A 22,313-nucleotide genomic window follows, 5' to 3' on the forward strand; every position below is an offset into this window, starting at 1 on the left:
GGGCGCTTTTTGACCGCGTGGAGTGTAGGGATTTAGCCGAGCGGGGGCCAATAGGGAATGCGGATGGGGGTATAAGAAAAACTGATGGCCGTCATGCGCTCAAGCTATCAAGCGTGCTCCCGGCCAGGCACTGCGTGCGCACAGGTCTTCCGTCACTTCGCGTACCAGCCTGCCGATCGCCGCCGCCGCATTCGTCAAGGGAATGTTACGCGACGCGCACAGGGTTACCCTGCGCGTCAGCGCCGGCTCGACCACCGGCCAGGCGGCCATGGCACCGCGTTCGATGTCGGCCAGCAGGGGAGCCACCGGCAGCAGCGTCGCGCCGAGGTCGGCCAACAAGGCCGAACGCAGGATCGCCAGCGAGTTGATCTCGAGGATGGTACCGAGCGCCAGGCCGGCGCCCTGTGCGGCCTGCTCCACCAGCGGCCGCACGCCGTGCTGGCGCGCCGGCAGGATCAGGGTGCTGGCCAGCGCGTCCTTCAAGCCGAGGCGGGCAGCCGCCGGGGCCAGGCTGGAGCCTGTGCGGCAGATGAACATCAGGTCTTCCTCGACCAGTGGCGTGGCCGTGAAGTGCCCGGCCGGGACCGGGTCGAACAGCACCGCCAGGTTCAGGCGGCCCGACTTGAGCTGTTCGGTAAGGCTGCCCGAGATTTCCTCGGTCAGTTGCAGGGTGATTTCCGGATACCTGACGCGGGTGGCCTCCAGCAGCGGCAGCGCCAGCGCGCCCGAGATGCTGTGCGGCAGGCCCAGCGAGACGCTGCCCGAGGGCCGCGTGGTGGACTGCACCACCGCCGAGCGTGCATCGGCCACCTGCTTGAGGATGGCCTGGGCATGCTCGTAGAAGATCTTTCCGGCGTCGGTGCTGACCACGCCATGGGCCGAACGGTGCAGCAGCTGCGCGCCCAGCTCTTCCTCCAGCTGGCGCAGTTGCTGCGTCAATGCCGGCTGTGCCACGTGCAGGACCACCGCGGCGCGTGACAGCGAACCGTGGTCGACAATGGCGACGAAATAGCGGAATTGACGAAGCTCCATCTTTTTGGGTGTATCCTGTGGGCAACAAATTAGCCGTACAGCGTAGTGAAGTTGTTATACTGCAATACGACCCGGCGTCCCGACATTATTACAGAGCAGAGAACGACATGTTAAAAAAGGTGGATGCCTCACAACTGAAGGTTGGGATGTTCATCCATGACCTCGATTGCGGCTGGATGGAACATCCCTTCGTGCGCAACCGCTTCCTGTTGAGCTCTGACGAGGAAATCCTCAAAATCCGCAATGCCCGGATCCACGGCGTCGTCATCGACTGCGGCAAGGGACTGGACGTGGACGACGCGCCGACCCTGGCCCAGGCCGAAGCCGCAACCGAGGCGGAAGTCACGGCGATCGCCGCCCGGCCGCTGGTGCTAACGCGCGTCTCGCTGGGCGAAGAACTGGCGCGTGCCGCCAATATCCGCAAGCAGGCCGCCGGCCTGGTGCGCACCGTGATGGCCGACGCCCGCCTTGGCAAGGCAGTCGAGATCGAACGGGTCGGTCCGGTGGTCGAGAGCATCACCGAATCCATCCTGCGCAATTCCGGCGCGCTGCTGGGGCTCTTGCGCATCAAGAACAAGGACGACTACACCTTCCTGCATTCGGTCAGCGTGTGCGCGCTGCTGGTGGCCTTCTGCCGTTCACGCAACATGGATGCGGAGACGATCTACCAGGCCGGCCTGGGCGGCCTGCTGCACGATACCGGCAAGGCCCTGGTGCCTGACGCGGTACTGAACAAGCAGGGACGCCTGACCGACGAGGAGTTCGAGATCATCAAGCGCCATCCGCGCGATGGCTACGACATCCTGTCGAAGACCCCGGAAATCGGCAGCATCCCGCTCGACATCACGCTGCACCACCACGAGCGGCGCGATGGCAGCGGCTATCCGGACCGCCTGGCCGAGGGCGGCATCAGCGAGCTGGCGCAGATGGCGGCGATCGTCGACGTCTACGATGCCATCACGTCCGACCGCTGCTATCACAAGGGCATGTCGGCGGCGGAAGCGCTGCGCAAGATCTACGAGTGGAGCAAGTTCCACTTCAGCCCCACGCTGGCCCAGGAATTCATGCGCTGTGTCGGCATCTACCCGGTCGGTACCCTGGTGCTGCTCGAATCGGGACGCCTGGGCGTGGTGACCGAGCCGCACGAGACCAGCCTGCTCACGCCAAAGGTCAATGTGTTCTTCAGTACCCGCAACCAGGCATACATCAAGCCGCAGAGCCTCGACCTGTCCAAGCCGCTCGGTTCCGGCGGTGGCGACAAGATCGTGCGCCACGAGTCGCCCGAGAAGTGGAACGTCAACCCGCTGCGCTTCATGCATATCGCCTGAGGTCCGACATGCCGGCGCCCATCGAATTCTGGTTCGAGTTCGGCAGCAACTACAGCTACCTGGCGCTGATGCGCATCGAAGAAGAGGCGCGCCGCGCCCAGGTGCCGCTGCACTGGAAGCCTTTCCTGCTCGGGCCCATCCTGCGCGAACTCGGCTGGCAAAGCTCGCCCTTCGTCGACCAGAAGGAGAAGGGCGATTACGTCTGGCGCGACATGGCGCGGCGCGCGGCCAGGTACGGGCTGCCGTTCAGGCGGCCATCGGACTTTCCGCGCCGGGCCGTGCTGCCGATGCGGGTGGCGCTGCTGGGCAGCGCTCAGCCGTGGATGGGCGAGTTCTGCCGCCGCGTCATGCTGCGCAACTGGGCGCAGGATGCCGCCATCGACAACGACGACTGCGTGCTGGCGGCGCTCGCCGGACTGGTCGCCGATCCCTCGGCCATCCTGTTCCAGGCCCGCCAGGAACCGGCCCGGGACGCGCTGCGCGCCCAGACGGCCGAGGCGCGCCGGCTGGGCATCTTCGGTGCCCCGACCTTCATGGTGGCGGGCGAGATGTTCTGGGGCGACGACCGGCTGGAAGACGCGCTCGACCACGCGCGCACGCTCGGCTGAAGCGCCGGTTCAGAAGAATTCGGCGGTGTCGTTGGTGGCGATGGTCTGCAGCAGGCCCATGGCCACCAGTTCCTCGTAGTGGCAGGCGCGGTTGCGGCCATTGGCCTTGGCGAAGTACAGGGCCTGGTCGGCATGGCCCAGCGTCACCACCGGCGAATCGGCGGCGCTGATGCAGGTGAAGCCGACGCTCACCGTGACCCGTCCCACCTGGGGGAAGGGATGCGCCTCGACGTTGGTGCGGAAGCGGTCGATGATCTTGCGCGCGTTTTCCAGCGTGGTCGAGCGCAGCAGCACGACGAACTCCTCGCCGCCGAAGCGGAACACCCGGTCTTGCGAGCGGAACGAGGACTGCAGCAGGTTGGCGACCAGGATCAGCACTTCGTCGCCGTACAGGTGGCCGAAGCGGTCGTTCACCCCCTTGAAATGGTCGACGTCGATCACGGCCAGCCACTGCTTTTCCTCGCCCACGTGCTGGCGCCGCTCGGGCTGGCCCGGCACCCGCAGCTCGGCATCGCCCGCCTGCAGCATGCGCGCCAGCTGGTCGTCGAAGGTCTTGCGGTTCAGCAGGCCGGTGAGCGAATCGCGCTCGCTGTAGTCGAGCAGGTTCTGGAAGTTGCGATACACGCTGACGATCCCGCTGATGGTGTGGATCGATTCGGTCGTGAAGCCGTGTGCGTGCGTGATCTCGAGGCAGGTATGTGCCTTGTCGCCTACCCAGATCGGCAGCCACAGGCGCCGCAGTCCGTTCGGCGCGACGCCTTCGGCGCGCGCATCGTGCGCATCCAGGCAATGCGCCAGTTCGGGATGGGCGCCGATCGGTTCCCCAGGGCTGCTGCCGTCCTGCGCTTCTTCCGGACAGGCTACGCCGCCGGCGCGGATGCAGGCGCGCGAGCGCACGAAACGCTGTCCGCATACGGTGGCGATGCTCAGAACACGGGTCTGCAGCGCACCCGACAGTTCCTGCACCGCCGAAATCACGGAAACGTCCAGCATCGTGTGATCGCGGTGGCCAGTCATGTCCACCATGTGTCTCAGCAGGGAATCCATGTCTTTCACAGAAACGAGTCAAGCAAAAAGCACGGCGTGCTCACGCCAGGTGGTGCCCGATTTTTAAGCGCATAAGTGGCATAGGATAAATTGTTTTTGCATTAACGGCAACTATTCTTAACAGAATTTATCGTTATGCGAGACGAATGAAACGACCGGCATTGGGCGAACGCATCGAATCGCGATGCAATTTTTGGTGGAAATTGTAGGAGGTCAATTTGCCTCCTGAAGCATTCGCTACAGTGAATTGGCTTGCAGGCATGGTTTGCAGAAGTCGAAGACGGGACACCGTCGGCCTGTGGGTAGCGTAGCAATCCTCAACCATCAAAAGGAGTTTCAATGGGTATGATCGTTTCCAAAGTCAAAGCCTTCATCGCCGATGAAGACGGTGTGACCGCCATCGAGTACGGACTGATCGCAGCACTGATCGGTGTCGTCATCGTTGCCAGCGCCGGCGACATCGGCACGCGCATCAAGAAGACCTTCGAGTTCATCCGCGATTCGCTGCCGGCTAACCCGGGCAAGTAAGTGCAGGCGCCCCCTGGAGCCACATTTCCGGGGGGCTTTTCCTTGTGGCGAGGAGCGCATCATGCCTGTCGCACCCTATCTCGATACCCTGCTGCTGCTGATGGTGACGGCGGCCGCGATCAATGACCTGAATAGCCGCAGGATTCCCAACCGCCTGCTGCTGGGCGCATTGGCCGGCGCGCTGCTCTTGCACGCCTTGTCGCCGACTCCTGGCCAATCCCTGTTGTCCGCGGCGGGCGGGGCGCTCATCGGGCTGGCCATCTTCCTTCCCTTTTACCTGCTGCGCGGCATGGCCGCTGGCGACGTCAAGATGATGGCGACGGTGGGTGCCTTCACCGGGCCTGCGACGGTGCTGGACATTGCCGTGCTGGCCTGGTGTGCCGGCGGTGCAATGGCACTCGCCATCCTCGTCTGCCGCGGCCGTTTGTGGCTGGCCCTGCTGAACCTGTGGCACCTGCTGCGCCGTACCCTGCTGCGACTGCCCGCCACGCTGCCGCCGTCCCGCAACAGCGCCGGCTCGATGCCCTACGGCCTGGCGATTGCCGCCGGGACGATGGTTTTCCTGATCGGCCGCTACAGCTGAATTCCCGGCACCGCTTCCTTGGCGGGGGTCAAACGGATGGGAAAGGGCGGTGGCTAGAATCAATTTAATCACGGTAAGGCAATGGGTATCGAGGCCTGGGGCCGCCTGTTAGCTTCCTGCCGGCAATGCAGTTCGTAACCTGGGAGAGACCCGATGAAAGACAAGCGTGCCGTGATTGTCATGGCGCTCGCGATCCTGTCCGGCCTGGCCGCGGTGGTGCTGGCCGGACTCTGGCTGCTGCGGCAGCCGCCGGCCAAGGCGGGCCGCATCGTGGTGGCGGCAAGCGACATCAGCATCGGACAGCGCCTGACGCCCGAGATGCTGAAGCTGGCCGACTGGCCGGCCAACAGCGTGCCGAAGGGAGCCTTCGACGACCCGCGCAAGCTTGGCGGCCGGGTGCTCCGGACCAGCATCGTCGCCGGCGACCCGGTAAGCGAAGCCAAGCTGGCGCCGGCCGGCACCCTGGGCGGCCTGTCGGCCCTGATCACCGAAGGTAAGCGCGCCATCACCGTGCGGGTGAACGACGTGGTCGGTGTGGCCGGATTCGCCCTGCCGGGCAACTACGTCGACATCATCGTCAGCACCGAGACCGAAGCGCAGCCGCAGGACGCCAGCGCACGCGAGCGCAGCATCTCGAAGATCGTGCTGGAACGGATCCTGGTACTGGCGGTAGCGCAGGAAGTGAACCGCGACGAAACCAGGCCGAAGGTGGTGAACGCCGTCACGCTCGAAGTCACGCCGGAACAGGCCGAGCAGCTCGACCTGGCGCGTAGCGTCGGCACGCTCTCGCTGGCGCTGCGCAACCAGGTCGACCCGGCTGCGGCGCGCACCCTGGGCGCCACCAAGCAGGACCTGCTGCCGCCGCCGGCCGCACCGGTCAAGCCGGTCGCGCTGGCGGTGCGCAGCCCGCGGCCGCAGGCGCCCAGGCCGGCGCCGCGACGCGATTGCGTGAAGGTCATCAACGGCCTGCACGCTTCCAGCGAATGCTTCTGACCCCACCGATGCGGAAATGGATGCCATGAACAGACACCCCACAATCGGCGGGATCGCCGCCGGCCTGATGCTCGCCACCCTCGTGCCGGTGCATGCCACCGCGGCTGCCGCAAAAAAACCTTCCGCTGCGCCGGTCACGCGCAGCCAGCCCGCAGCCGGCTGCAGCAGCGCATCCGCGCGCCCCACCACGCTCTCGCTCGCGATGGGCAAGTCGACCATGCTGCGGCTGCCGGAAAAAGTGGCGCACCGCAGCGTCGGCAATCCCGCCATCGTGCAGGCGATGCTGGTGGCGCCGGACACCCTGTACGTGGCCGGCATCGATGTCGGCACCACCAACATGATCGTGCAAGGCAGGAGCGGCTTGTGCAGCGTGATGGACATCGTGGTGGCGATGGACCCGGCCGCGCTGCAGGCGACCCTGGCCGCCGCGCTGCCGGACGAGAAGGACATCCGGGTGATGACGGCCGCCGATTCCCTGGTCCTGGCCGGCACCGTCAGCGACGCCGGCGCGATGGCGCGCGCGCTGGAGCTGGCCGGCGCCTATGTGCGGCGGCCGCTGCGCCAGCTGCCATCGGTCGGCACGGACGGAGAGGCCGGTGGCGTCGTCGCCCTCGGCAGCGGCGCCGGCGGTGGTGCCGTCCAGGGCGCGGAAACGCGCGTGGTCAACCTGCTGAGCGTCAGCGCGCCGCAGCAGGTACAGCTCGAGGTCAAGGTGGCCGAGGTCTCGAAAAGCCTGCTCGAACGGCTCGAGACGCGCGCCCGCTTCAGTTTCGGCTCCGGCAACTGGATGACGACCCTGGTGTCGAATTTCCTGAGCGGGCGCGCGTTGCCTGGCGAAGAGACGCTGCGCACCAGGGGCGGCCGGCTGGTGGGCGACACCGACAAGAAGGACAGCCTGGTGCGCGTGCTGGCCGAGCCCAACGTACTGGCCATCAGCGGTCAGGAGGGCAGCTTCCTGGCCGGCGGCAAGTTCTATATCCCGGTGGCCCAGGACGACAATCGCATCACGCTCGAGGAAAAGGAATTCGGCGTCGGCCTGCGCTTCACCCCGACGGTGCTGGCGGGCGGGCGCATCAACCTGCGGGTGGCGCCGGAAGTGTCGGAACTGTCGCGCGAAGGGATCGGCGTATCGGCCCTCGGCGTCAACGGCGCCGCCATCCTGCCGGTGCTGACCACGCGCCGTGCCAGCACCACGGTCCAGTTGTACGACGGCCAGAGCTTCGCCATCGGAGGCCTGGTCCGCAACAACCTGGTGGCCAATCTGAAAGGGCTGCCGATGCTGGGCGAAGTGCCGATCCTGGGCGCGCTGTTTCGCAGCACCGATTACCAGCAGGACCGCACCGAGCTGGTGTTCGTGATCACGGCGCGCCTGGTCAAGCCGCTGCCTGGCGCCGCTTATTCGCTGCCGACCGACAAGGTCGGCATTCCGACCCGCGGCGAGGTGCTGCTCGGAGGACGGCTGGAGGGCGCCCCACCGGCCAGCACCACGGCAGCCGCATCATCCGCGTCATCCGCATTGCCGCCGGCGGCTACCCCTGCCAGTCCGGCTGCCGGCGTCGAACCCTAACCAGGAGCTCCCGTGAGTACCATCCGCAAGATACCGCTGGCGCTCGTGCTGGCATCCTTCGGCGCCTGCCTGCATGGCTGCGCGCACACGACGCCCGAATGGGACCGGCAATTCGGCACGGCCACGCGCGCCAACCTGGCGGCCCAGGTACTCGACCCCGGTGCGGCGGCCAACCGGCACCCCGCCACCGGCATCGATGGCCGCGCGGCCAAGGGCGCGCACGACCGCTACCAGCGCAGCTTCGCCGAGCCCGAGCGCATGCCACCAGCGATCTTCATCAGCGCTGGCGGCGCGCGCTGAAACCTGCCGTCCACTAGCCTGCCCGCCATGAAAGCCTTGCTCATCAGCCGCGCCAGCCAGCTCCATGCGGAGATCGCCTCCCTGGGCGCCGCGCGCGCGCCACTGCTGGAGGTGTGCGCCGTACGCGCCAGCCTGCGCGAGGCGCTCGACCGGCCCGAAAGCGCCAGCCTCCAGCTGCTCATCGTCGACGCCAGCGAGATCGAGCCTTCGGAAGCGGTATTGCTCGAACGCCTCGGACGCCAGTATCCGGGCACGCAGCTGATGCTGCTGGCCGACCAGCACCACCCGGAACTCCTGATCCGCGCCATGCGCGCGGGCGTGCGCGACGTCCTGCAGCTGCCACTGGTACAGCGCGCCTTCCATGAGGCACTGGACCGCGCCGCCGCCGCCGCCGGCATCTCGACCCTGCGCGAAGGGAAGGTACTGGCCTTCATCGCCTGCAAGGGCGGCAGCGGCGCCACCTTCATCTCCACCAATTTCGGATACGCGCTCGCCACCCTGTCGGCCAAGCGGGTACTGCTGATCGACCTGAACCGGCAATTCGGCGATGCCGCGCTGTACGTGTCCGACCAGAAGCCGGCCATGACCCTGTCCGACGTCTGCGCCCAGATCGCGCGCGTGGATGGGCCTTTCCTGGAATCCTGCGTGGTGCACGTGACTCCCGGCTTCGGCATGCTGGCGGCGGCCGACGACGCGGCCCACGCGAAAGAGGCCAGGCCGGAACACATCGACAGCATCCTGCGCGTGGCGCGCCAGCACTACGATTACGTGCTGCTCGACATCGGCCGCCAGATCGACGCGGTGTCGCTGCGCGCACTGGATGTCACCGACACCATCTATCCGGTGCTGCAGCTGGCCCTGCCCGATATCCGCGACGCGCGCCGCCTGCTCGACATCTTCCGCTCGCTCGGCTACGCGCTGGACGACATCCGCCTGGTGGTCAACCGCTACGAGAAGGGCGGCAAGCTGCGCCTGCAGGACCTGCACACGGCGCTCGGCTGCGAAGTCGTGCATACCTTCCCCAACGACTACGTCGCCGTCACCGATTCGGTGAACCAGGGCGTGCCGGTGCTGCAGCTGTCGCGTGCCAGCGCGGCCGCGCGCAGCCTGGTCGAACTGGTTGAACTGGTGACCGGCAGCCGCGTCCAGGAGAGCCGCGGCCTGCTCGAGCGCCTGTTCGGACGCGGCGAGCCGAACGACTGAACGCCATGCCATTTTCGGGAGCAAGCCATGTCGATACGTGAACGCCTCGCGGGCGCCGTCCAGGAGAGCCAGTCCGGCGCCCTGGCAGTGGAAACCGGCACCCAGGCCTACCAGGACCTCAGGAGGCTGATGCACCGGATGATCCTGGAACGCATCGACCTCGAACGCCTCCAGCGCCTCACCGCCGAGCAGCTCAAGCACGAACTGGCCCTGCTCATCCAGCGCATCATCGAGGAAGAGCGGATCGTGCTGAACCAGCACGAGCGCCACCAGCTGGTGCGCGACATCCAGCACGAGATGCTGGGTTTCGGCCCGCTCGAGCCGCTGCTGAACGATCCGTCGGTCTCCGACATCCTGGTCAACACCGCCAGCCAGGTCTATGTCGAGCGCCGCGGCAGGCTGGAGCTCACCGCCATCAGTTTCCATGACAATGCCCACCTGATGAAGATCATCGAGAAGATCGTGTCGCGCGTGGGGCGGCGGGTGGATGAATCGAGTCCGATGGTCGATGCGCGCCTGCCGGACGGTTCGCGCGTGAATGCGATCATCCCGCCACTGGCGGTGGACGGGCCGCTGCTGTCGATCCGCCGCTTCGGCGCCACCCCGCTGGCGGTGCAGGACCTGCTCGGCTACAAGAGCCTGACGCCGCCCATGCTCAAGGTGCTGGAGTGCCTGGGCGTGGCGAAGGTCAACATCCTGATCTCGGGCGGTACCGGCAGCGGCAAGACCACGCTGCTGAACCTGATTTCCGGGTTCATCCCGACCAGCGAGCGGATCGTGACGATCGAGGACGCGGCGGAGCTGCAGCTGCGCCAGCCGCACGTGGTGCGCCTGGAAACGCGGCCGCCGAACATCGAAGGCAAGGGCGAAGTGACCCAGCGCGCCCTGGTGCGCAATGCGCTGCGCATGCGGCCCGACCGCATCATCGTGGGCGAAGTGCGCGGCGCCGAGGCCTTCGACATGCTGCAGGCGATGAACACCGGCCACGAAGGCTCGCTGGCGACGATCCACGCGAACTCCCCGCGCGACGCGCTGGCGCGCCTGGAAAACATGGTCAGCATGGCCGGCATGAACCTGTCGGTGCGCGCGGTGCGCCAGCAGATCGTGTCGGCGGTGACCGTGGTGTTGCAGGTGACACGCCTGACCGATGGCGCCCGCAAGCTGGTCAGCCTGCAGGAAATCACCGGCATGGAAGGGGAGGTCATCTCGATGCAGGAGATCTTCCGTTTCGAGCAGACCGGAGTGGCGCCCGATGGACGGGTCACGGGCCGCTTCAGTGCCACCGGGGTCCGGCCGCGCTTCGCCGAGCGCTTCAGGATGTACGGCGTGCCGGTGCCGGAAGACAGTTTCGACCCCGACCGCAGCTTCGAGTAGGGAGGCGCATGGACGCACTATTCTATGCTTTCGTGGTGTTCCTGTTTGCGGCGGCGGTCCTGGCGATCGAGGGCATGTACCTGTGGTGGGTGGGAAGCCACGGCGCGGCCGCACGCCGGGTGGCGCGCCGCCTGCAGCTGATGTCCGGTGCGCCGGCGCGCGGCAGCGAGCGGATCTCGATCCTCAAGCAACGGTCCTACAGCGGCAACGCCGGCATCGACCGCTTCCTGCACCGCTTCCCGCTGGCGCAGCGCATCGACGCCTTGCTGGTACAGGCCGGCGCCACCCGGACGGTCGCGCAGTTCCTGGCCTGGTCCGCCGCCTGCATGCTCGGTGCCGCCCTGCTGTCGCTGGCATGGCCGCTGCCGGCGCCCGTACAGGCAGCGGCTGCGGCGCTTGGCCTGCTGCTGCCATGGCTCCTGCTGCGCCGGATGCGCCAGCGGCGCCTGGTCCGCATCGAGCAGCAGCTGCCCGATGCCGCCGACTTCATCGCGCGCTCGCTGCGCGCCGGCCACTCTTTCGGCAATGTCCTGCAAATCGTTGGCAGCGAGCTGGCCGAGCCGCTCGGCGGCGAGTTCCGCATCGCGCGCGAGCAGATCAACTATGGGGTGCCGGTGAACGAAGCGCTGCACGCGATGGCGGCGCGCATCCCGCTGACCGACCTGCGCTACCTGGTCATCGCAGTGCTGATCCAGCGCGAATCCGGCGGCAACCTGGCCGAGATCCTGGGGAACATCGGCGCCATCATCCGTGCCCGCCTGAAGCTGGTGGCGCACGTGCGCGTCCTGTCGGCCGAAGGACGGCTGTCGGCGCTGATCCTTACCATCCTGCCCTTCGTGGTGCTGGCCCTGATGCTGGCGACCAATCCGCAGTATGTCAGCCTGCTGTGGACCGATCCGCAGGGCCAGCGCATGCTCGGCTTCGGCCTGGCCATGATCGTGGTCGGCATCGTCTGGCTGCGTCGCATCATCCGCATTCGCATCTGAAGCCTGGAGGCAAGCATGACTTCGCCGCAGCTGATTTTCCTGCTCATCGTCCTGTGCGTCGTATCCGGGCTGGCCTGGCTGGCGCTGGTGCTGTTCGCCCCGCTGGCCCTGCGTGCCCGCCTCGGCCGTCTCCCGGGCGCCGCCGAGCCGGTGCCGCCGGAACCGTCCAGCGGATGGGTGGAGCGCGTCGCCAGCGCCGCCCAGCCGCTGACCAAACTGTCGGTGCCCGAGGAGGGCTGGGAAAAATCCGGCCTGCGCACCCGCTTCATGCATGCCGGCTGGCGCAGCGCCTCCGCGCCGGCACTGTACTTTGCATCGAAGACGGCGCTCGCGCTGGTGCTGCCGGCCATGGCCGCGCCCATTCCCATGCTGTCCGGGGCGGGGCTGAAGGGCGAGCAGTTCATGGCGCTGCTGCTGGTTGTCGCGGCGCTCGGCTACTACCTGCCGAACCTGGTCCTGGCCCATGTGGCGCAGCGGCGCCGGCGCGAGATCTTCGAGACCATCCCCGATGCGCTCGACCTGCTGACGGTCTGCGTCGAAGCCGGCCTGAGCATGGAGCGGGCCATGGTGAAGGTGGCTGCCGAAATCCACCTCAAGAGCGCGGTCCTGGCGCAGGAGCTGCAACTGGTGCTGATCGAGATCCGCGCCGGCTTCAGCCGCGAAAAGGCGCTGCGCAACCTTGCCTTGCGCTCCGGCGTCGAAGACGTCGACAGCCTGGTGGCGATGCTGATCCAGTCGGAACGCTTCGGCACCAGTGTCGGCGATGCGCTGCGCGTGCATTCCGACACCCTGCGCCACAAGCGCCGCATGCTGGCCGAGGAACGCGCCGCCAGGATCGGCCTGAAACTGATGTTTCCCCTAATTTTCTGCATCTTTCCGATGCTGCTGACAGTCCTGCTGGGCCCGGCGATGATCCAGGTGATACGTACCCTGGACACCTTGCCCATCTCACGCTGAAGGCGGTTCAGAGCCGGATTCAGCGAAAAAGCTCCGTTTGCACGTTTGTCGAAAATCAAACGAGGTATCTGCGGCCTCGCGAGAATGGGCACGTCCGCCTGCTCCCGGGAGCCTCCCATGAAGCTTTCCTACCGTACCCACCTGATCCTGCTCGGGGTGCTCCTGGCCATCCTCAGCGCCTGCACCCCTTCGGATGCACACCGTAGCACCAGGATAAGCACCGATCCCGCCGCCATCACCGCGCACGCGGCCTCCAGCGTCAAGGAGGTGCGCAACAGCATGGTGTTCAGAAAATAGCGCTGAGGTATTGGAAGGAGCGGATGCCTGGAGAGTGCGGATTAAGGTTTACTTCCAGGCTACCTTTCCCATGCCGTTGGTGTTGACGTTGCGGGTGGCCGGATTGCCATAGACGGTGGCCGAACCCATGCCGCTCAAATCGACGTCGGCCGCGCGCACCGCGTGTACCGTGGCACCGCCCAGGCCGCTCATATCGAGGTTGACCGACTCGGCGCGCAAGCCCTGCGCTTCGAGGCTGCCGACGCCGCCCAGCTTGGCGCGCAGCAGCTTGCTTTCGCCGTTGACGCTGATGCGGCCGGCGCCGCGCAGGTTGAGGTCGACGCGTTCGGCGCGCACGCCATTCAGGGCCAGGCCACCGACCCCGCCAAGGCGGGCATCGATGTTGCGGTAGTTGCTGTTCAGCGTGACCGAGCCGGCGCCATCGAGCGCGACCTGGATCGCATTGCCCGAGAAGCCGCTAATAGTCGAGGTACCGACTCCCTGCGAAGTCAGTTCGGCCAGGTTCGGCACGGTCAGTTCGGCGCGCAGCTTCTCGTGCGTGTCGCCATGGCGGCTGTTGAAGGATTGGGTGCCGATCTCGAGCGTATCACCACGCTGCGCGGTGGTGATGCGTTGTACGTAGCGGCGGTCGCCCGATACCACCAGCGAGGGTGTGCTGCCCTGGCGCACGACGAGATCGACGATGCCGTCCAGTTTCACCTTGGTCACCCTGGCATCGACGCTGCGGTTTTCACGCACGATATCGTCGGCAAGGGATGGGCTGGCAACCAGTGCGAAGGTGGCGGCGACGGCGGCGGTACTCAACAGTTTCTTCATCTTGTTCTCCGGTATGGGTGGCGATGGAGCCACTATAGGATGCCGGCCGACACCCTCCGAGCCGATTGCGATGAACTGCGCAATCCGCGGTCTGGAGCGCAAAATAGCCGGTCCTATGGCGCCCGCACCCGTGTTCGCGCTACGATACCGAACGCACGGACCAACAACAACCTGAAAGAGACAAACCCCATGGCCAATCCCGTACTGCTGAATAACATCGATCACAAGGACCTGCGCGTGATCACCCGCCATGGCAGCGACATGGACGAGCGCCATCCCTTCGTGCCGACCTTCCCGAACGAATTCCGCGCGCTGCAGGCGCACTACCCGATCATCTTCCGCAAGGAGAGCGCATCCCATCCCTTCGAGCCGATCGTCCTGTTCGGCTTCGAGGCCGACGAGAACCTGTTCCTGGACGAGAAGGACTGGGATGCCGCCACCATCCCGCTGCTGGTGCAGCGCCTGCCTTTCCTGATCGGCCGCAACGGTGGCGAGCTGATGATCCACATCGACCTCGACAGCCCGCGCCTCAGCAAGACCGAAGGCGAGCCGATCTTCCTGCCGGAAGGCGGCATGAGCCCCTACCTCGAGCACGTGAATGCGATGCTGGTCACCGTGCACCAGGGGCTGGAATCCAACGCCGCCTTCTGCGACGCGCTGGTCAGGCACGACCTGCTCGAAGGCTTCTCGCTCGACATCACGCTCGAAGACGGGACCAAGAACCGCCTGGACGGTTTCTACACCATCAACGAGGACCGCCTGGGGGCGCTGGACGCAGCGGCGCTCGACAGCCTGCACCATGTCGGCTACCTCGGGCCGATCTACTTCCAGCTTGCCTCGCTGTCGAACTTCCGCGCGCTGATCGACCGCAAGAACGCGCGCCGGGCTGCGCGCGGCTGAATCACCCGGCCACGCAGCGCGGATCAGCGAGGCTGCCTGGCCGCGCCTGTTTCCCTAGCGTGCAGCAGGGGCTGCAGCAACGCAAAATCGATCGGCTTGGTGAGGTGATGGTCGAACCCGGCCTCGAAAGCGCGCTCGCGGTCCTTTTGCTGGCCCCAGCCGGTGCTTGCAATCAGGACCGTGCCCTGTCCCTGTGGCAGCTGGCGCATGCGACGCGCCAGTTCGTAGCCGTTCAGGTCGGGCAGGCCGATGTCCAGCAGCGCGACCTCGGGGGAGAAGGCGGCGAGCAGCTCCAGTGCCTGCGCCGCCGTATGGGCGATACGCAGCTCGCAACCCGCGCATTCGAGCGCCAGCGCCAGGGTCTGGGCCGCGTCTTCGTTGTCGTCCACCACCAGCACCCGCACCCGCGCCGCAGGCGCGAGTGCAGACTGCCCATCGGCCACCGGCGGAGCAGGGCAATCCGCCCGCGCCGCCAGGGGCAGGCGCACGCTGAAGCAACTGCCCTGGCCCAGGCCGGCGCTGTGCGCCGCGATGCTGCCGCCATGCAGTTCGACGATGCCGCGCACCAGCGCCAGGCCGATGCCGAGGCCGCCCCGCGCGCGCTCCAGTGCGGGTTCGAGCTGCGAGAACATGTTGAAGATGTTGGCCAGCGCATCGGCCGGGATGCCGATGCCGTTGTCGCTCACCTCGATCTCGGCCATGCCGTCCACGCAGCCCAGCCGCAGTTCGATCCGGCCGCCATCCGGCGTGTACTTGGCGGCGTTCGTCAGCAGGTTGAGCACCACCTGGGACAGACGGGTCGCATCGCCATCGACGCTGAGCGGCGCCGCCGTCACCGACAGGCGCAGCGTATGGCGCGCCGCCTCCATGGCGGGGGCCAGGTCCTGCGCCGCCCCGCGCACCAGTGCATTCAGGTCGACCGGAGCACGGCGCAGCTGCATGCGGCCCTGGGTGATGCGCGAGACTTCCATCAGGTCGTCCACCAGGCGCGTCAGGTGGCGCAGCTGGCGGTCGAAGGCCTGCAGCAGGCGGCTGTCGGCGCTGTGCGCGAACTTCAGCGTCAGCACGTCCAGCGCGCTGCGCATCGGCGCCAGCGGATTGCGCAGCTCGTGCGAGAGCGTGGCCAGGAATTCATCCTTGCGGCGGTCGGCCACCGACAGCTGGGCATTGAGATGCTTGAGGGCCTCATCGGCCTCGCGGCGCGCTTCCAGCGCCGCTTCGGCAGCCTTGCGCGCATGCAGCAGCTCGCGCTCGTAGGCCTTGCGGTCGGTGGCCTTGAAGAAGGCCCAGTGATCGAGTACGTGCCCTTCGTGCTGGCGGCGCACGATATTGATCAGGACCGGCAGGCGTTCCTGGCTGCGGGTACGCAGGTCGACCTGGATCTCGGCCACCGAGCCCTGCACCTCCAGGATGGGCTGGCAATGGGTATGGTAGAACAGGCGCGCGCCAACCGGCAGCAGCTCGCGCATGCGCACCGTGCCAGCCAGTTCCGCATGCTCGTAGCCAAGCCAGGTGCAGGCCGTGTCGTTGGCGCGCAGGACGAGGCCATCGGTGGCAGTGATCAAGAGTGCGCAGGCGGCATCGGCGAACAGCAGCTCGCCGTGGGGGAGGGCAGGGGGCACGGCATTTAGCGCAGGGTCTGCGCCAGGAAGTCGTCGATCGCGCGTGAACTCTTGGTGGGTGCGCTCATGTGCGGGCAGTGGCCGACGTTTTCGATGATGTGCAGGCGGCTGGCCGGCAGGTGCCGGTGCAGGAACTCGCCCACGGCAAGCGGCGCCACCAGGTCGTCGCTGCATTGCAGGATCAGGGCTGGCACGCTCGACTTCGGCACGTCCGCACGGTGGTCAGAGGTGAAGGTGACGCGGGCGAAATGCTTGGCGATTTCAGGGTCGTTGCGGCAGAAGCTGCTGGTCAGTTCCTCACGCAGGTCGGGCCGGCTGGGCGCGCCCATGATGGCGGGCGCCATGTTGCTCGACCAGCCGAGGTAGTTCGCGTCCATCGTCTCCAGCAGTTCCTCGATGTCCTCGTGGCTGAAACCCCCGACGTAGTCGCCGTCGTTGATGTAGCAGGGCGAGGGGCCGACCATGACTTGGGCCGCAAACGCTTCCGGTGCCTTGATCGTGGCCAGCAGGCCGATCATGGTACTGACCGAATGGCCGACGAACACCACCGGGCCGGTCGCGAAGGCGTCGATGATCTCGAGCAGGTCGTCGGCGTAGCCGTGCAGGCTGCCGTACTTGGTGCGGTCGTAGGCGCCCAGGTCGGAGCTGCCGCTGCCGACCAGGTCGAAGGACACCGTGCGGTAGCGGTCCTGGTAAACCGGCGCCAGGAAGCGCCACATGGTCTGGTCGCAGCCGAAGCCATGGCCGAACACCATGGTGGCCGGGCCATTCCCGGTCACACGAACGTTGTTGCGTTGCTGGATACGGGAGCTCATCGGAGGGCAATGAAAAAACATTAACACGGCGATTATAGCCAGTTAATGCCATGCGTGAGCGTACGGTTGACCCGGAATTGTCCTGTATTGGATTTGCTGGCGGTTTGGGGATGCCGAACGGTCCAGGTCTGTGATTCTTCAGCAACTCGGTCAAGCCTGCGCAGAAGCGCAGGCCCTTTTGCCGAGCAATGCAGCGTGTCAGGAATCGCTGGCTGCGGCAATCGTGGCAGCCAGCGAGGGTGAAGCCAGACGGATCAGGCTTGCTTGCGGCGGCGCGCCAGGCCGAGGCCGATGGCGGCCAGGCCCAGCAAACCCAGGGTCGCCGGTTCTGGAACGTCGGTGCTGTCGACCTGGCTCAGGTTGATTGTATAGGTGCCATTACGACCCGGGACGCTTGGTGCACCGGCAAAGCCTGCGAGATTGCCGCCGTAGTTATATGAATACGCGTTAATTGCGAGCATGTAGTCGCCTGCGCTCAGGGTCCGGGAAATATACGAGGCCAAGCCACTATAATCGTCGTTGAAGGCTAGCGTGTTGCCGTCTTGATCGAAGAGGAACAACATCGTGTCGAAAGTGATGTTCGTCGTCGATGCGCTGAAGTCGCCACCGTTCCATTTGAATTTGAAGAGATCCACCGAATCGGTGATGCTCATGGCGCCCTTGATTTGTGTCGTACCGTTCTTGACCGATTGCGCGGTCAGCGCGGTATGGCCCGCATCGCCGTCTTCATTATAGGTGGTGGCACTTGCTGCAGCTGAACCGAGAGTGGTAGCGACAACCATTGCGCCGATAATTTTTTTCATTTGGAATCCCTAGGAGTAGTTTTAAAATTGCAATTTTCTAAAAGCAATAATCATGCCTGGGAAAAATATTTTTTAAAATCAATGATTTAATGAAATATAGAAAAATACACAATAAATTGTGTAAAAATTTTCGACAGGAATCGTTGGGGATGGATTGGTACGCTGTCCAGGCAAGGCAGTCCGCGTTTGGATGTCTCGCTGCCGAGCGAATCCGGATTGACGCGCGTACATGGGCCAGAAAGCAAAAAGCCCAACCATGAAGGCTGGGCTAGTGCTTGATTGTATTGGTGCCGACTGCAGGACTCGAACCCGCCACCTGATGATTACAAATCAACTGCTCTACCTGATGAGCTAAGTCGGCTGTGTTCTGAAGAACGACGATTATACGCTATTTAATACGTGTCAAGGTCGGCCGTCCGCCCTTCTTCGGCGGCTCGTCATCGCCATCCGGTGCCGTGGTACCCGGCTCGGCCGGCGAATCCGCCCCGGTGCCCGGTACCGCCGACAGGGATGGTGCCGAGGCCTCGTCGCCCGAGTCGAGCGGCGCCATCTCCGCTGCCGTCGCGTTCACCTCGAAGGCCATGCCCTGGCCATTCTCGTTGGCATAGATCGCCAGCACGTTCTGCACCGGAATGTACAGCTCGCGCGAGACGCCATTGAAGCGCGCCCGGAAGTGGATCGCATCGTTGTCCATCTTCAGGCCCGAGGTGGCGCCATAGCTGATGTTCAGGATGATCTCGCCCTTGCGCACATATTCCATCGGCACCGTGGTGGCGGCGTCGACCTTGACGGCGAGGTAGGGCGTGTAGCCGCTGTCCGTGCACCATTCGTAGATGGCGCGCAGGAGGTAGGGCTTGGTGGAGATCTCTGACATGGATGTGATTAAAAAAGCAAAGCTGTGCGCCAGTGTAGCGGATTCACCGCGAGGGCGTCCGCAACCGGCGCATGGAGAATCGTCGAATGCGGCATGCGGGCGAGGCGGCTCGCCCGCAGCGGGCATCAACGGCGCATCACCTTCTCGGACGGGGTCAGCGCTTCGATGTAGGCCGGACGCGAGAAGATGCGCTCGGCGTACTTCATCAGCGGCGCCGCGGTCTTCGACAGTTCGATGCCGTAGTGGTCCAGGCGCCAGAGCAGCGGGGCGATCGCCACGTCCAGCATCGAGAACTCGTCGCCCAGCATGTACTTGTTCTTCAGGAACAGCGGGGCCAGCGTGGTCAGGCGGTCGCGGATTTCATTGCGCGCCTTGTCGTGGCTCTTGTCGTTCGCCTTGTTGCGCTCGCTTTCCAGCACGTGCACGTGGACGAACAGTTCCTTCTCGAAGTTGAACAGCATCAGGCGGGCACGGGCGCGCATGAGCGGGTCGGCCGGCATCAGTTGCGGGTGCGGGAAGCGCTCGTCGATGTATTCGTTGATGATGTTCGACTCGTACAGGATCAGTTCGCGCTCGACCAGGATCGGCACCTGGCCATAGGGGTTCATGGTCGAAATGTCTTCCGGCTTGTTGAACAGGTCGACGTCGCGCACCTCGAAGTCCATGCCCTTTTCGAACAGGACCAGGCGGCAGCGTTGGGAGAACGGGCACGTGGTGCCGGAGTAGAGAACCATCATGGTTTGTAGTTCCTCAAGAAACAATGGGGTGAAGCGCCTAGCGATTCACCCCGAAAAATGATTGCCCGTATTATAGCCAACCGGGCAATGAAAGCGAATTTACTTCACTTCTTTCCAGTACGACTCGTTCAGGCGCCAGGCCAGGAAGGCGAAAATCGACAGGAAGAGCAACACAATAACCCCCAACTTCTTACGTTGGTCTTGCGCTGGCTCAGCCATCCAGCTCAAGTAGGCAACCAGGTCGGCGGTAGCGGTGTCGAATTCCTGCGGGCTCATCGTGCCGGGGGTGACCGTTTCGAAGCCGACGAACTTGTGGACGGTCTTGCCCTGCTCATGCGGGTCGGCCACTTCCTGGAACTTGGCCTGGCGCACGCCTTGCTGCTGCCACATCACGTGCGGCATGGCCACGTTCGGCAACACCATGTTGTTCCAGCCGGTCGGGCGGTTGTCATCCTTGTAGAAGGTGCGCAGATAGGTGTACAGGTAGTCCGCACCCGAGCCCGCAGGCGAGGATTTCGCGCGCGCGATCACCGACAGGTCCGGCGGCACCGCGCCGAACCAGGCTTTGGCGTCGTCCGGGCGCATGGCCGTCGTCATCATGCCGCCAACCTTGTCTTGCGAAAACAACAGGTTGTTCTTGATCTGCTCTTCGGAGAGACCCAGGTCGCGCAGGCGGTTGTAGCGCATGCTCGATGCCGAGTGGCAGTTCAGGCAATGGTTGATGAACAGCTTGGCGCCGTTCTGCAGCGACGACAGGTCGCTGCGCTTTGGCGCCGGCTCGAGTGGGAAGCCGCCCTCGGCAGCGAATGCCAGTCCCGGCAGCAGGGCCAGGACGGCGATCAGTTTCTTCGCAAGTTTCATGTTCTTGTCCTTGTGCTCTGGTCCGCGATTAGTGGGGCGTGAAGGTCAGGCGCGTCGGGACCGGCTTGAACCGGCCCATCGTGCTCCACCACGGCATCAACAGGAAGAACGCAAAGTACAGCAGGGTCGCCACTTGCGAGATGATCGTGTAGGTCGGGGTCGGCAGCTGGGTACCCAGGTAGCCCAGGGCCACGAAGCACAGGCCGAACACGATGTACACCCACTTGTGCCAGTCCGGACGGTAGCGGATCGAGCGCGCCGGCGAGTGGTCCAGCCACGGCAGCAGGGCGATGATCACCACCGACGAACCGAACAGCACCACGCCCCAGAACTTCGCATCCAGCACCTGCGGCAGCATGCCGACGATCAGGACCAGGCCGATCACGGACACGATCATCTTGGCCTTGTGCGACAGGCGCGACTTCATCCAGATGAAGACGACATAGGCAGCGACCGCGATCATCAGGACGTACATGAAGTCGGCCGTGGTGGCGCGCAGCACCGAGTAGAACGGCGTGAAGTACCAGGTCGGCGCGATGTGCGGCGGGGTCTTCATCGAGTCGGCCGGCAGGAAGTTGTTGTATTCCAGGAAGTAGCCGCCCATCTCAGGCGCGAAGAACACGATCGCCGAGAAGATCAGCAGGAACACCGACACGCCGAAGAAATCCTTGGTCGAGTAGTACGGGTGCGACATGATGCCGTCTACCGGGTGGCCGTTCGCATCCAGGTTGTCCTTGATCTCGATGCCGTCCGGGTTGTTCGAGCCGACTTCGTGCAGCGCGATCAGGTGCGCCGCCACCAGGCCCAGGATCACCAGCGGCAGGGCGATGACGTGGAAGGCGAAGAAGCGGTTCAGGGTGGCGTCGGAGACCACGTAGTCGCCGCGGATCCACAGCGACAGGTCCGGGCCGATCACCGGGATCGCACCGAACAGGTTGACGATCACCTGGGCGCCCCAGTACGACATCTGGCCCCATGGCAGCAGGTAGCCGAAGAAGGCTTCGGCCATCAGGCACAGGAAGATCGCGAAGCCGAACAGCCAGATCAGCTCGCGCGGCTTGCGGTAGGAGCCGTACATCAGGCCGCGTGCCATGTGCAGGTAGACCACGATGAAGAACATCGACGCGCCGGTCGAGTGCATGTAGCGCACCAGCCAGCCCCACGGCACTTCGCGCATGATGTATTCGACCGAACCGAAGGCCAGGTTGGCGTCCGGCTTGTAGTGCATGGTCAGGAAGATGCCGGTGACGATCTGCAGCACCAGCACCAGCATGGCGAGCGAACCGAACAGGTACCAGACGTTGAAGTTCTTGGGGGCGTAGTACTTGCCCCACTGGTCATTCCACAGCTTCGACAGCGGGAAGCGGTCGTCGACCCAGGCCAGCGCCTTCTGGCCGACCGGTGCGTCCGCAGCTACCTGCGTTTCCTTGAATGGGCCGCCCATGTTATGCCTCGCCTTTCTCGTCTTTGCCGATCACCAGCTTGTTGTCGGACAGATACATGTAAGGAGGAATGTCCATGTTGGTCGGCGCCGGCTTGTTCTTGAACACGCGCGCCGACAGGTCGAAGGTCGACCCGTGGCAGGGGCACAGGAAGCCGCCCGGCCAGTTGTCCGGCAGGTTGGGCTGCGGTCCGGATGACAGGCGCGAGGACGGCGAGCAGCCGAGGTGCGAGCAGATGCCGACCGTGACCAGCACTTCCTTGTGCTCCTTGCGGGCACGGTAGGGATTCTGGGCGTATGCCGGCATGGGCAGCTGGTACACCTTTTCGGAGTTCGGGTCGGCCAGTTCGGCGCTGTCCTTTTCCAGGGTGGCCAGCATTTCCGGCGTGCGGCGCAGGATCCAGACCGGCTTGCCACGCCATTCGACCACTTTCATTTCGCCCGGCTTGACGTCGGAGATGTCGACCTCGACCGGGGCGCCAGCGGCTTTCGCGCGCTCCGACGGCTGGAAGGTACTGACAAGAACTCCCGCCGTGGACACCCCGACGACGCCACCTGCAGCGCATGTCGCGACGAGCAGTCCGCGTCGGCCTGAATCGACCTGCTTTTCATTACTCATACCAACCCCACTCCGTGAAAAA

At 65.1% G+C, this 22,313-nt stretch carries 24 protein-coding genes and 1 tRNA gene; 13 read left to right on the top strand and 12 right to left on the bottom strand.

The window, feature by feature from the left end; translation table 11 throughout:
- Positions 1-99: 99 nt before the first annotated feature.
- On the bottom strand, positions 100-1,032 hold the full coding sequence (locus tag LE190_RS08085) for a LysR substrate-binding domain-containing protein (RefSeq protein ID WP_225238246.1): 933 nt from the start codon (positions 1,030-1,032) through the stop codon (positions 100-102).
- A 107-nt stretch (positions 1,033-1,139) separates the two neighbouring features.
- On the opposite strand from LE190_RS08085, the gene LE190_RS08090 reads away from it, so the two are divergent.
- Together LE190_RS08090 and LE190_RS08095 are read left to right on the top strand one after the other, a co-directional pair.
- Positions 1,140-2,360 carry an HD-GYP domain-containing protein gene (locus LE190_RS08090; protein WP_225238247.1) on the top strand — a complete coding sequence of 407 codons (1,221 nt, stop codon included), beginning with the start codon at positions 1,140-1,142 and terminating at the stop codon, positions 2,358-2,360.
- An 8-nt stretch (positions 2,361-2,368) separates the two neighbouring features.
- On the top strand, positions 2,369-2,968 hold the full coding sequence (locus LE190_RS08095; RefSeq protein ID WP_225238248.1) for a 2-hydroxychromene-2-carboxylate isomerase: 600 nt from the start codon (positions 2,369-2,371) through the stop codon (positions 2,966-2,968).
- A gap of 9 nt (positions 2,969-2,977) precedes the next feature.
- On the opposite strand, the gene LE190_RS08100 is transcribed toward LE190_RS08095, so the two are convergent.
- Positions 2,978-4,015 carry a GGDEF domain-containing protein gene (locus tag LE190_RS08100; RefSeq protein WP_225238249.1) on the bottom strand — a complete coding sequence of 346 codons (1,038 nt, stop codon included), beginning with the start codon at positions 4,013-4,015 and terminating at the stop codon, positions 2,978-2,980.
- Between the two features lie 339 nt (positions 4,016-4,354).
- On the opposite strand from LE190_RS08100, the gene LE190_RS08105 reads away from it, so the two are divergent.
- The 10 genes from LE190_RS08105 to LE190_RS08150 all read left to right on the top strand — a co-directional run bounded on the left by LE190_RS08105 (position 4,355) and on the right by LE190_RS08150 (position 12,803).
- Positions 4,355-4,543, top strand: a complete 189-nt coding sequence (locus LE190_RS08105; protein WP_224943790.1) for a Flp family type IVb pilin — start codon at positions 4,355-4,357, stop codon at positions 4,541-4,543.
- Positions 4,544-4,604: 61 nt separating this feature from the next.
- On the top strand, positions 4,605-5,126 hold the full coding sequence (locus tag LE190_RS08110) for an A24 family peptidase (protein ID WP_225238250.1): 522 nt from the start codon (positions 4,605-4,607) through the stop codon (positions 5,124-5,126).
- A 153-nt stretch (positions 5,127-5,279) separates the two neighbouring features.
- Positions 5,280-6,119, top strand: coding sequence for a Flp pilus assembly protein CpaB (cpaB, locus tag LE190_RS08115; RefSeq protein WP_225238251.1), 840 nt, complete (start codon positions 5,280-5,282; stop codon positions 6,117-6,119).
- 25 nt (positions 6,120-6,144) lie between these two features.
- Entirely contained in the window at positions 6,145-7,686 is a 1,542-nt protein-coding gene (locus tag LE190_RS08120; protein WP_225238252.1) for a type II and III secretion system protein family protein, read from the top strand.
- A gap of 12 nt (positions 7,687-7,698) precedes the next feature.
- Positions 7,699-7,986: a hypothetical protein gene (locus tag LE190_RS08125; protein ID WP_225238253.1), complete on the top strand. Its 288-nt coding sequence runs from the start codon at positions 7,699-7,701 to the stop codon at positions 7,984-7,986.
- A gap of 27 nt (positions 7,987-8,013) precedes the next feature.
- Positions 8,014-9,189 (top strand): CpaE/TadZ family protein, encoded by a 1,176-nt coding sequence (locus tag LE190_RS08130; protein WP_225238254.1) that lies wholly within the window; start codon positions 8,014-8,016, stop codon positions 9,187-9,189.
- Positions 9,190-9,216: 27 nt separating this feature from the next.
- Positions 9,217-10,563 (top strand): TadA family conjugal transfer-associated ATPase, encoded by a 1,347-nt coding sequence (locus tag LE190_RS08135; RefSeq protein WP_225238255.1) that lies wholly within the window; start codon positions 9,217-9,219, stop codon positions 10,561-10,563.
- 8 nt (positions 10,564-10,571) lie between these two features.
- Positions 10,572-11,549: a type II secretion system F family protein gene (locus LE190_RS08140; RefSeq protein ID WP_225238256.1), complete on the top strand. Its 978-nt coding sequence runs from the start codon at positions 10,572-10,574 to the stop codon at positions 11,547-11,549.
- A gap of 15 nt (positions 11,550-11,564) precedes the next feature.
- Entirely contained in the window at positions 11,565-12,506 is a 942-nt protein-coding gene (locus tag LE190_RS08145) for a type II secretion system F family protein (RefSeq protein ID WP_225238257.1), read from the top strand.
- Positions 12,507-12,623: 117 nt separating this feature from the next.
- The gene (locus LE190_RS08150) at positions 12,624-12,803 is read left to right on the top strand and encodes a hypothetical protein (protein ID WP_225238258.1); all 180 of its coding nucleotides are present in this window, start codon (positions 12,624-12,626) and stop codon (positions 12,801-12,803) included.
- Positions 12,804-12,851: 48 nt separating this feature from the next.
- Here LE190_RS08150 and LE190_RS08155 read toward each other — a convergent pair whose 3' ends face one another.
- Positions 12,852-13,619 carry a GIN domain-containing protein gene (locus tag LE190_RS08155; RefSeq protein WP_225238259.1) on the bottom strand — a complete coding sequence of 256 codons (768 nt, stop codon included), beginning with the start codon at positions 13,617-13,619 and terminating at the stop codon, positions 12,852-12,854.
- Between the two features lie 189 nt (positions 13,620-13,808).
- Between LE190_RS08155 and LE190_RS08160 the strand changes: the two genes are divergently transcribed.
- Positions 13,809-14,519 (top strand): SapC family protein, encoded by a 711-nt coding sequence (locus LE190_RS08160; protein ID WP_225238260.1) that lies wholly within the window; start codon positions 13,809-13,811, stop codon positions 14,517-14,519.
- Between the two features lie 23 nt (positions 14,520-14,542).
- Here LE190_RS08160 and LE190_RS08165 read toward each other — a convergent pair whose 3' ends face one another.
- The 9 genes from LE190_RS08165 to petA all read right to left on the bottom strand — a co-directional run bounded on the left by LE190_RS08165 (position 14,543) and on the right by petA (position 22,291).
- Complete coding sequence (locus LE190_RS08165; protein ID WP_225238261.1) at positions 14,543-16,141, bottom strand: hybrid sensor histidine kinase/response regulator; 1,599 nt, start codon at positions 16,139-16,141, stop codon at positions 14,543-14,545.
- Positions 16,142-16,146: 5 nt separating this feature from the next.
- Positions 16,147-16,956 carry an alpha/beta fold hydrolase gene (locus tag LE190_RS08170; protein WP_225238262.1) on the bottom strand — a complete coding sequence of 270 codons (810 nt, stop codon included), beginning with the start codon at positions 16,954-16,956 and terminating at the stop codon, positions 16,147-16,149.
- A 254-nt stretch (positions 16,957-17,210) separates the two neighbouring features.
- Entirely contained in the window at positions 17,211-17,759 is a 549-nt protein-coding gene (locus LE190_RS08175; RefSeq protein ID WP_225238263.1) for a DVUA0089 family protein, read from the bottom strand.
- Between the two features lie 285 nt (positions 17,760-18,044).
- Positions 18,045-18,120: transfer RNA gene (locus LE190_RS08180), tRNA-Thr, on the bottom strand.
- Positions 18,121-18,147: 27 nt separating this feature from the next.
- Positions 18,148-18,633, bottom strand: coding sequence for a ClpXP protease specificity-enhancing factor (locus tag LE190_RS08185; RefSeq protein WP_225238264.1), 486 nt, complete (start codon positions 18,631-18,633; stop codon positions 18,148-18,150).
- Positions 18,634-18,758: 125 nt separating this feature from the next.
- Positions 18,759-19,370 carry a glutathione S-transferase N-terminal domain-containing protein gene (locus LE190_RS08190; RefSeq protein WP_224943868.1) on the bottom strand — a complete coding sequence of 204 codons (612 nt, stop codon included), beginning with the start codon at positions 19,368-19,370 and terminating at the stop codon, positions 18,759-18,761.
- Positions 19,371-19,469: 99 nt separating this feature from the next.
- Complete coding sequence (locus LE190_RS08195) at positions 19,470-20,231, bottom strand: cytochrome c1 (RefSeq protein ID WP_225238265.1); 762 nt, start codon at positions 20,229-20,231, stop codon at positions 19,470-19,472.
- A gap of 28 nt (positions 20,232-20,259) precedes the next feature.
- Positions 20,260-21,675 carry a cytochrome b gene (locus LE190_RS08200; RefSeq protein WP_225238266.1) on the bottom strand — a complete coding sequence of 472 codons (1,416 nt, stop codon included), beginning with the start codon at positions 21,673-21,675 and terminating at the stop codon, positions 20,260-20,262.
- A 1-nt stretch (position 21,676) separates the two neighbouring features.
- Positions 21,677-22,291, bottom strand: a complete 615-nt coding sequence (gene petA / locus LE190_RS08205) for a ubiquinol-cytochrome c reductase iron-sulfur subunit (protein WP_225238267.1) — start codon at positions 22,289-22,291, stop codon at positions 21,677-21,679.
- Positions 22,292-22,313: the final 22 nt, after the last annotated feature.

Origin of the sequence: Massilia hydrophila (assembly GCF_020208145.1) — a bacterium.
Classification (GTDB): domain Bacteria; phylum Pseudomonadota; class Gammaproteobacteria; order Burkholderiales; family Burkholderiaceae_D; genus Telluria; species Telluria hydrophila.

Bases quoted from the DNA above. Each gene is read 5' to 3' on its own strand.
- LE190_RS08085 (WP_225238246.1), bottom strand. From the start codon at position 1,032: ATGGAGCTTCGTCAATTCCGCTATTTCGTCGCCATTGTCGACCACGGT.
- LE190_RS08090 (WP_225238247.1), top strand. From the start codon at position 1,140: ATGTTAAAAAAGGTGGATGCCTCACAACTGAAGGTTGGGATGTTCATC.
- LE190_RS08095 (WP_225238248.1), top strand. From the start codon at position 2,369: ATGCCGGCGCCCATCGAATTCTGGTTCGAGTTCGGCAGCAACTACAGC.
- LE190_RS08100 (WP_225238249.1), bottom strand. From the start codon at position 4,015: ATGGATTCCCTGCTGAGACACATGGTGGACATGACTGGCCACCGCGAT.
- LE190_RS08105 (WP_224943790.1), top strand. From the start codon at position 4,355: ATGGGTATGATCGTTTCCAAAGTCAAAGCCTTCATCGCCGATGAAGAC.
- LE190_RS08110 (WP_225238250.1), top strand. From the start codon at position 4,605: ATGCCTGTCGCACCCTATCTCGATACCCTGCTGCTGCTGATGGTGACG.
- cpaB (WP_225238251.1), top strand. From the start codon at position 5,280: ATGAAAGACAAGCGTGCCGTGATTGTCATGGCGCTCGCGATCCTGTCC.
- LE190_RS08120 (WP_225238252.1), top strand. From the start codon at position 6,145: ATGAACAGACACCCCACAATCGGCGGGATCGCCGCCGGCCTGATGCTC.
- LE190_RS08130 (WP_225238254.1), top strand. From the start codon at position 8,014: ATGAAAGCCTTGCTCATCAGCCGCGCCAGCCAGCTCCATGCGGAGATC.
- LE190_RS08135 (WP_225238255.1), top strand. From the start codon at position 9,217: ATGTCGATACGTGAACGCCTCGCGGGCGCCGTCCAGGAGAGCCAGTCC.
- LE190_RS08140 (WP_225238256.1), top strand. From the start codon at position 10,572: ATGGACGCACTATTCTATGCTTTCGTGGTGTTCCTGTTTGCGGCGGCG.
- LE190_RS08145 (WP_225238257.1), top strand. From the start codon at position 11,565: ATGACTTCGCCGCAGCTGATTTTCCTGCTCATCGTCCTGTGCGTCGTA.
- LE190_RS08150 (WP_225238258.1), top strand. From the start codon at position 12,624: ATGAAGCTTTCCTACCGTACCCACCTGATCCTGCTCGGGGTGCTCCTG.
- LE190_RS08155 (WP_225238259.1), bottom strand. From the start codon at position 13,619: ATGAAGAAACTGTTGAGTACCGCCGCCGTCGCCGCCACCTTCGCACTG.
- LE190_RS08160 (WP_225238260.1), top strand. From the start codon at position 13,809: ATGGCCAATCCCGTACTGCTGAATAACATCGATCACAAGGACCTGCGC.
- LE190_RS08170 (WP_225238262.1), bottom strand. From the start codon at position 16,956: ATGAGCTCCCGTATCCAGCAACGCAACAACGTTCGTGTGACCGGGAAT.
- LE190_RS08175 (WP_225238263.1), bottom strand. From the start codon at position 17,759: ATGAAAAAAATTATCGGCGCAATGGTTGTCGCTACCACTCTCGGTTCA.
- LE190_RS08185 (WP_225238264.1), bottom strand. From the start codon at position 18,633: ATGTCAGAGATCTCCACCAAGCCCTACCTCCTGCGCGCCATCTACGAA.
- LE190_RS08190 (WP_224943868.1), bottom strand. From the start codon at position 19,370: ATGATGGTTCTCTACTCCGGCACCACGTGCCCGTTCTCCCAACGCTGC.
- LE190_RS08195 (WP_225238265.1), bottom strand. From the start codon at position 20,231: ATGAAACTTGCGAAGAAACTGATCGCCGTCCTGGCCCTGCTGCCGGGA.
- LE190_RS08200 (WP_225238266.1), bottom strand. From the start codon at position 21,675: ATGGGCGGCCCATTCAAGGAAACGCAGGTAGCTGCGGACGCACCGGTC.
- petA (WP_225238267.1), bottom strand. From the start codon at position 22,291: ATGAGTAATGAAAAGCAGGTCGATTCAGGCCGACGCGGACTGCTCGTC.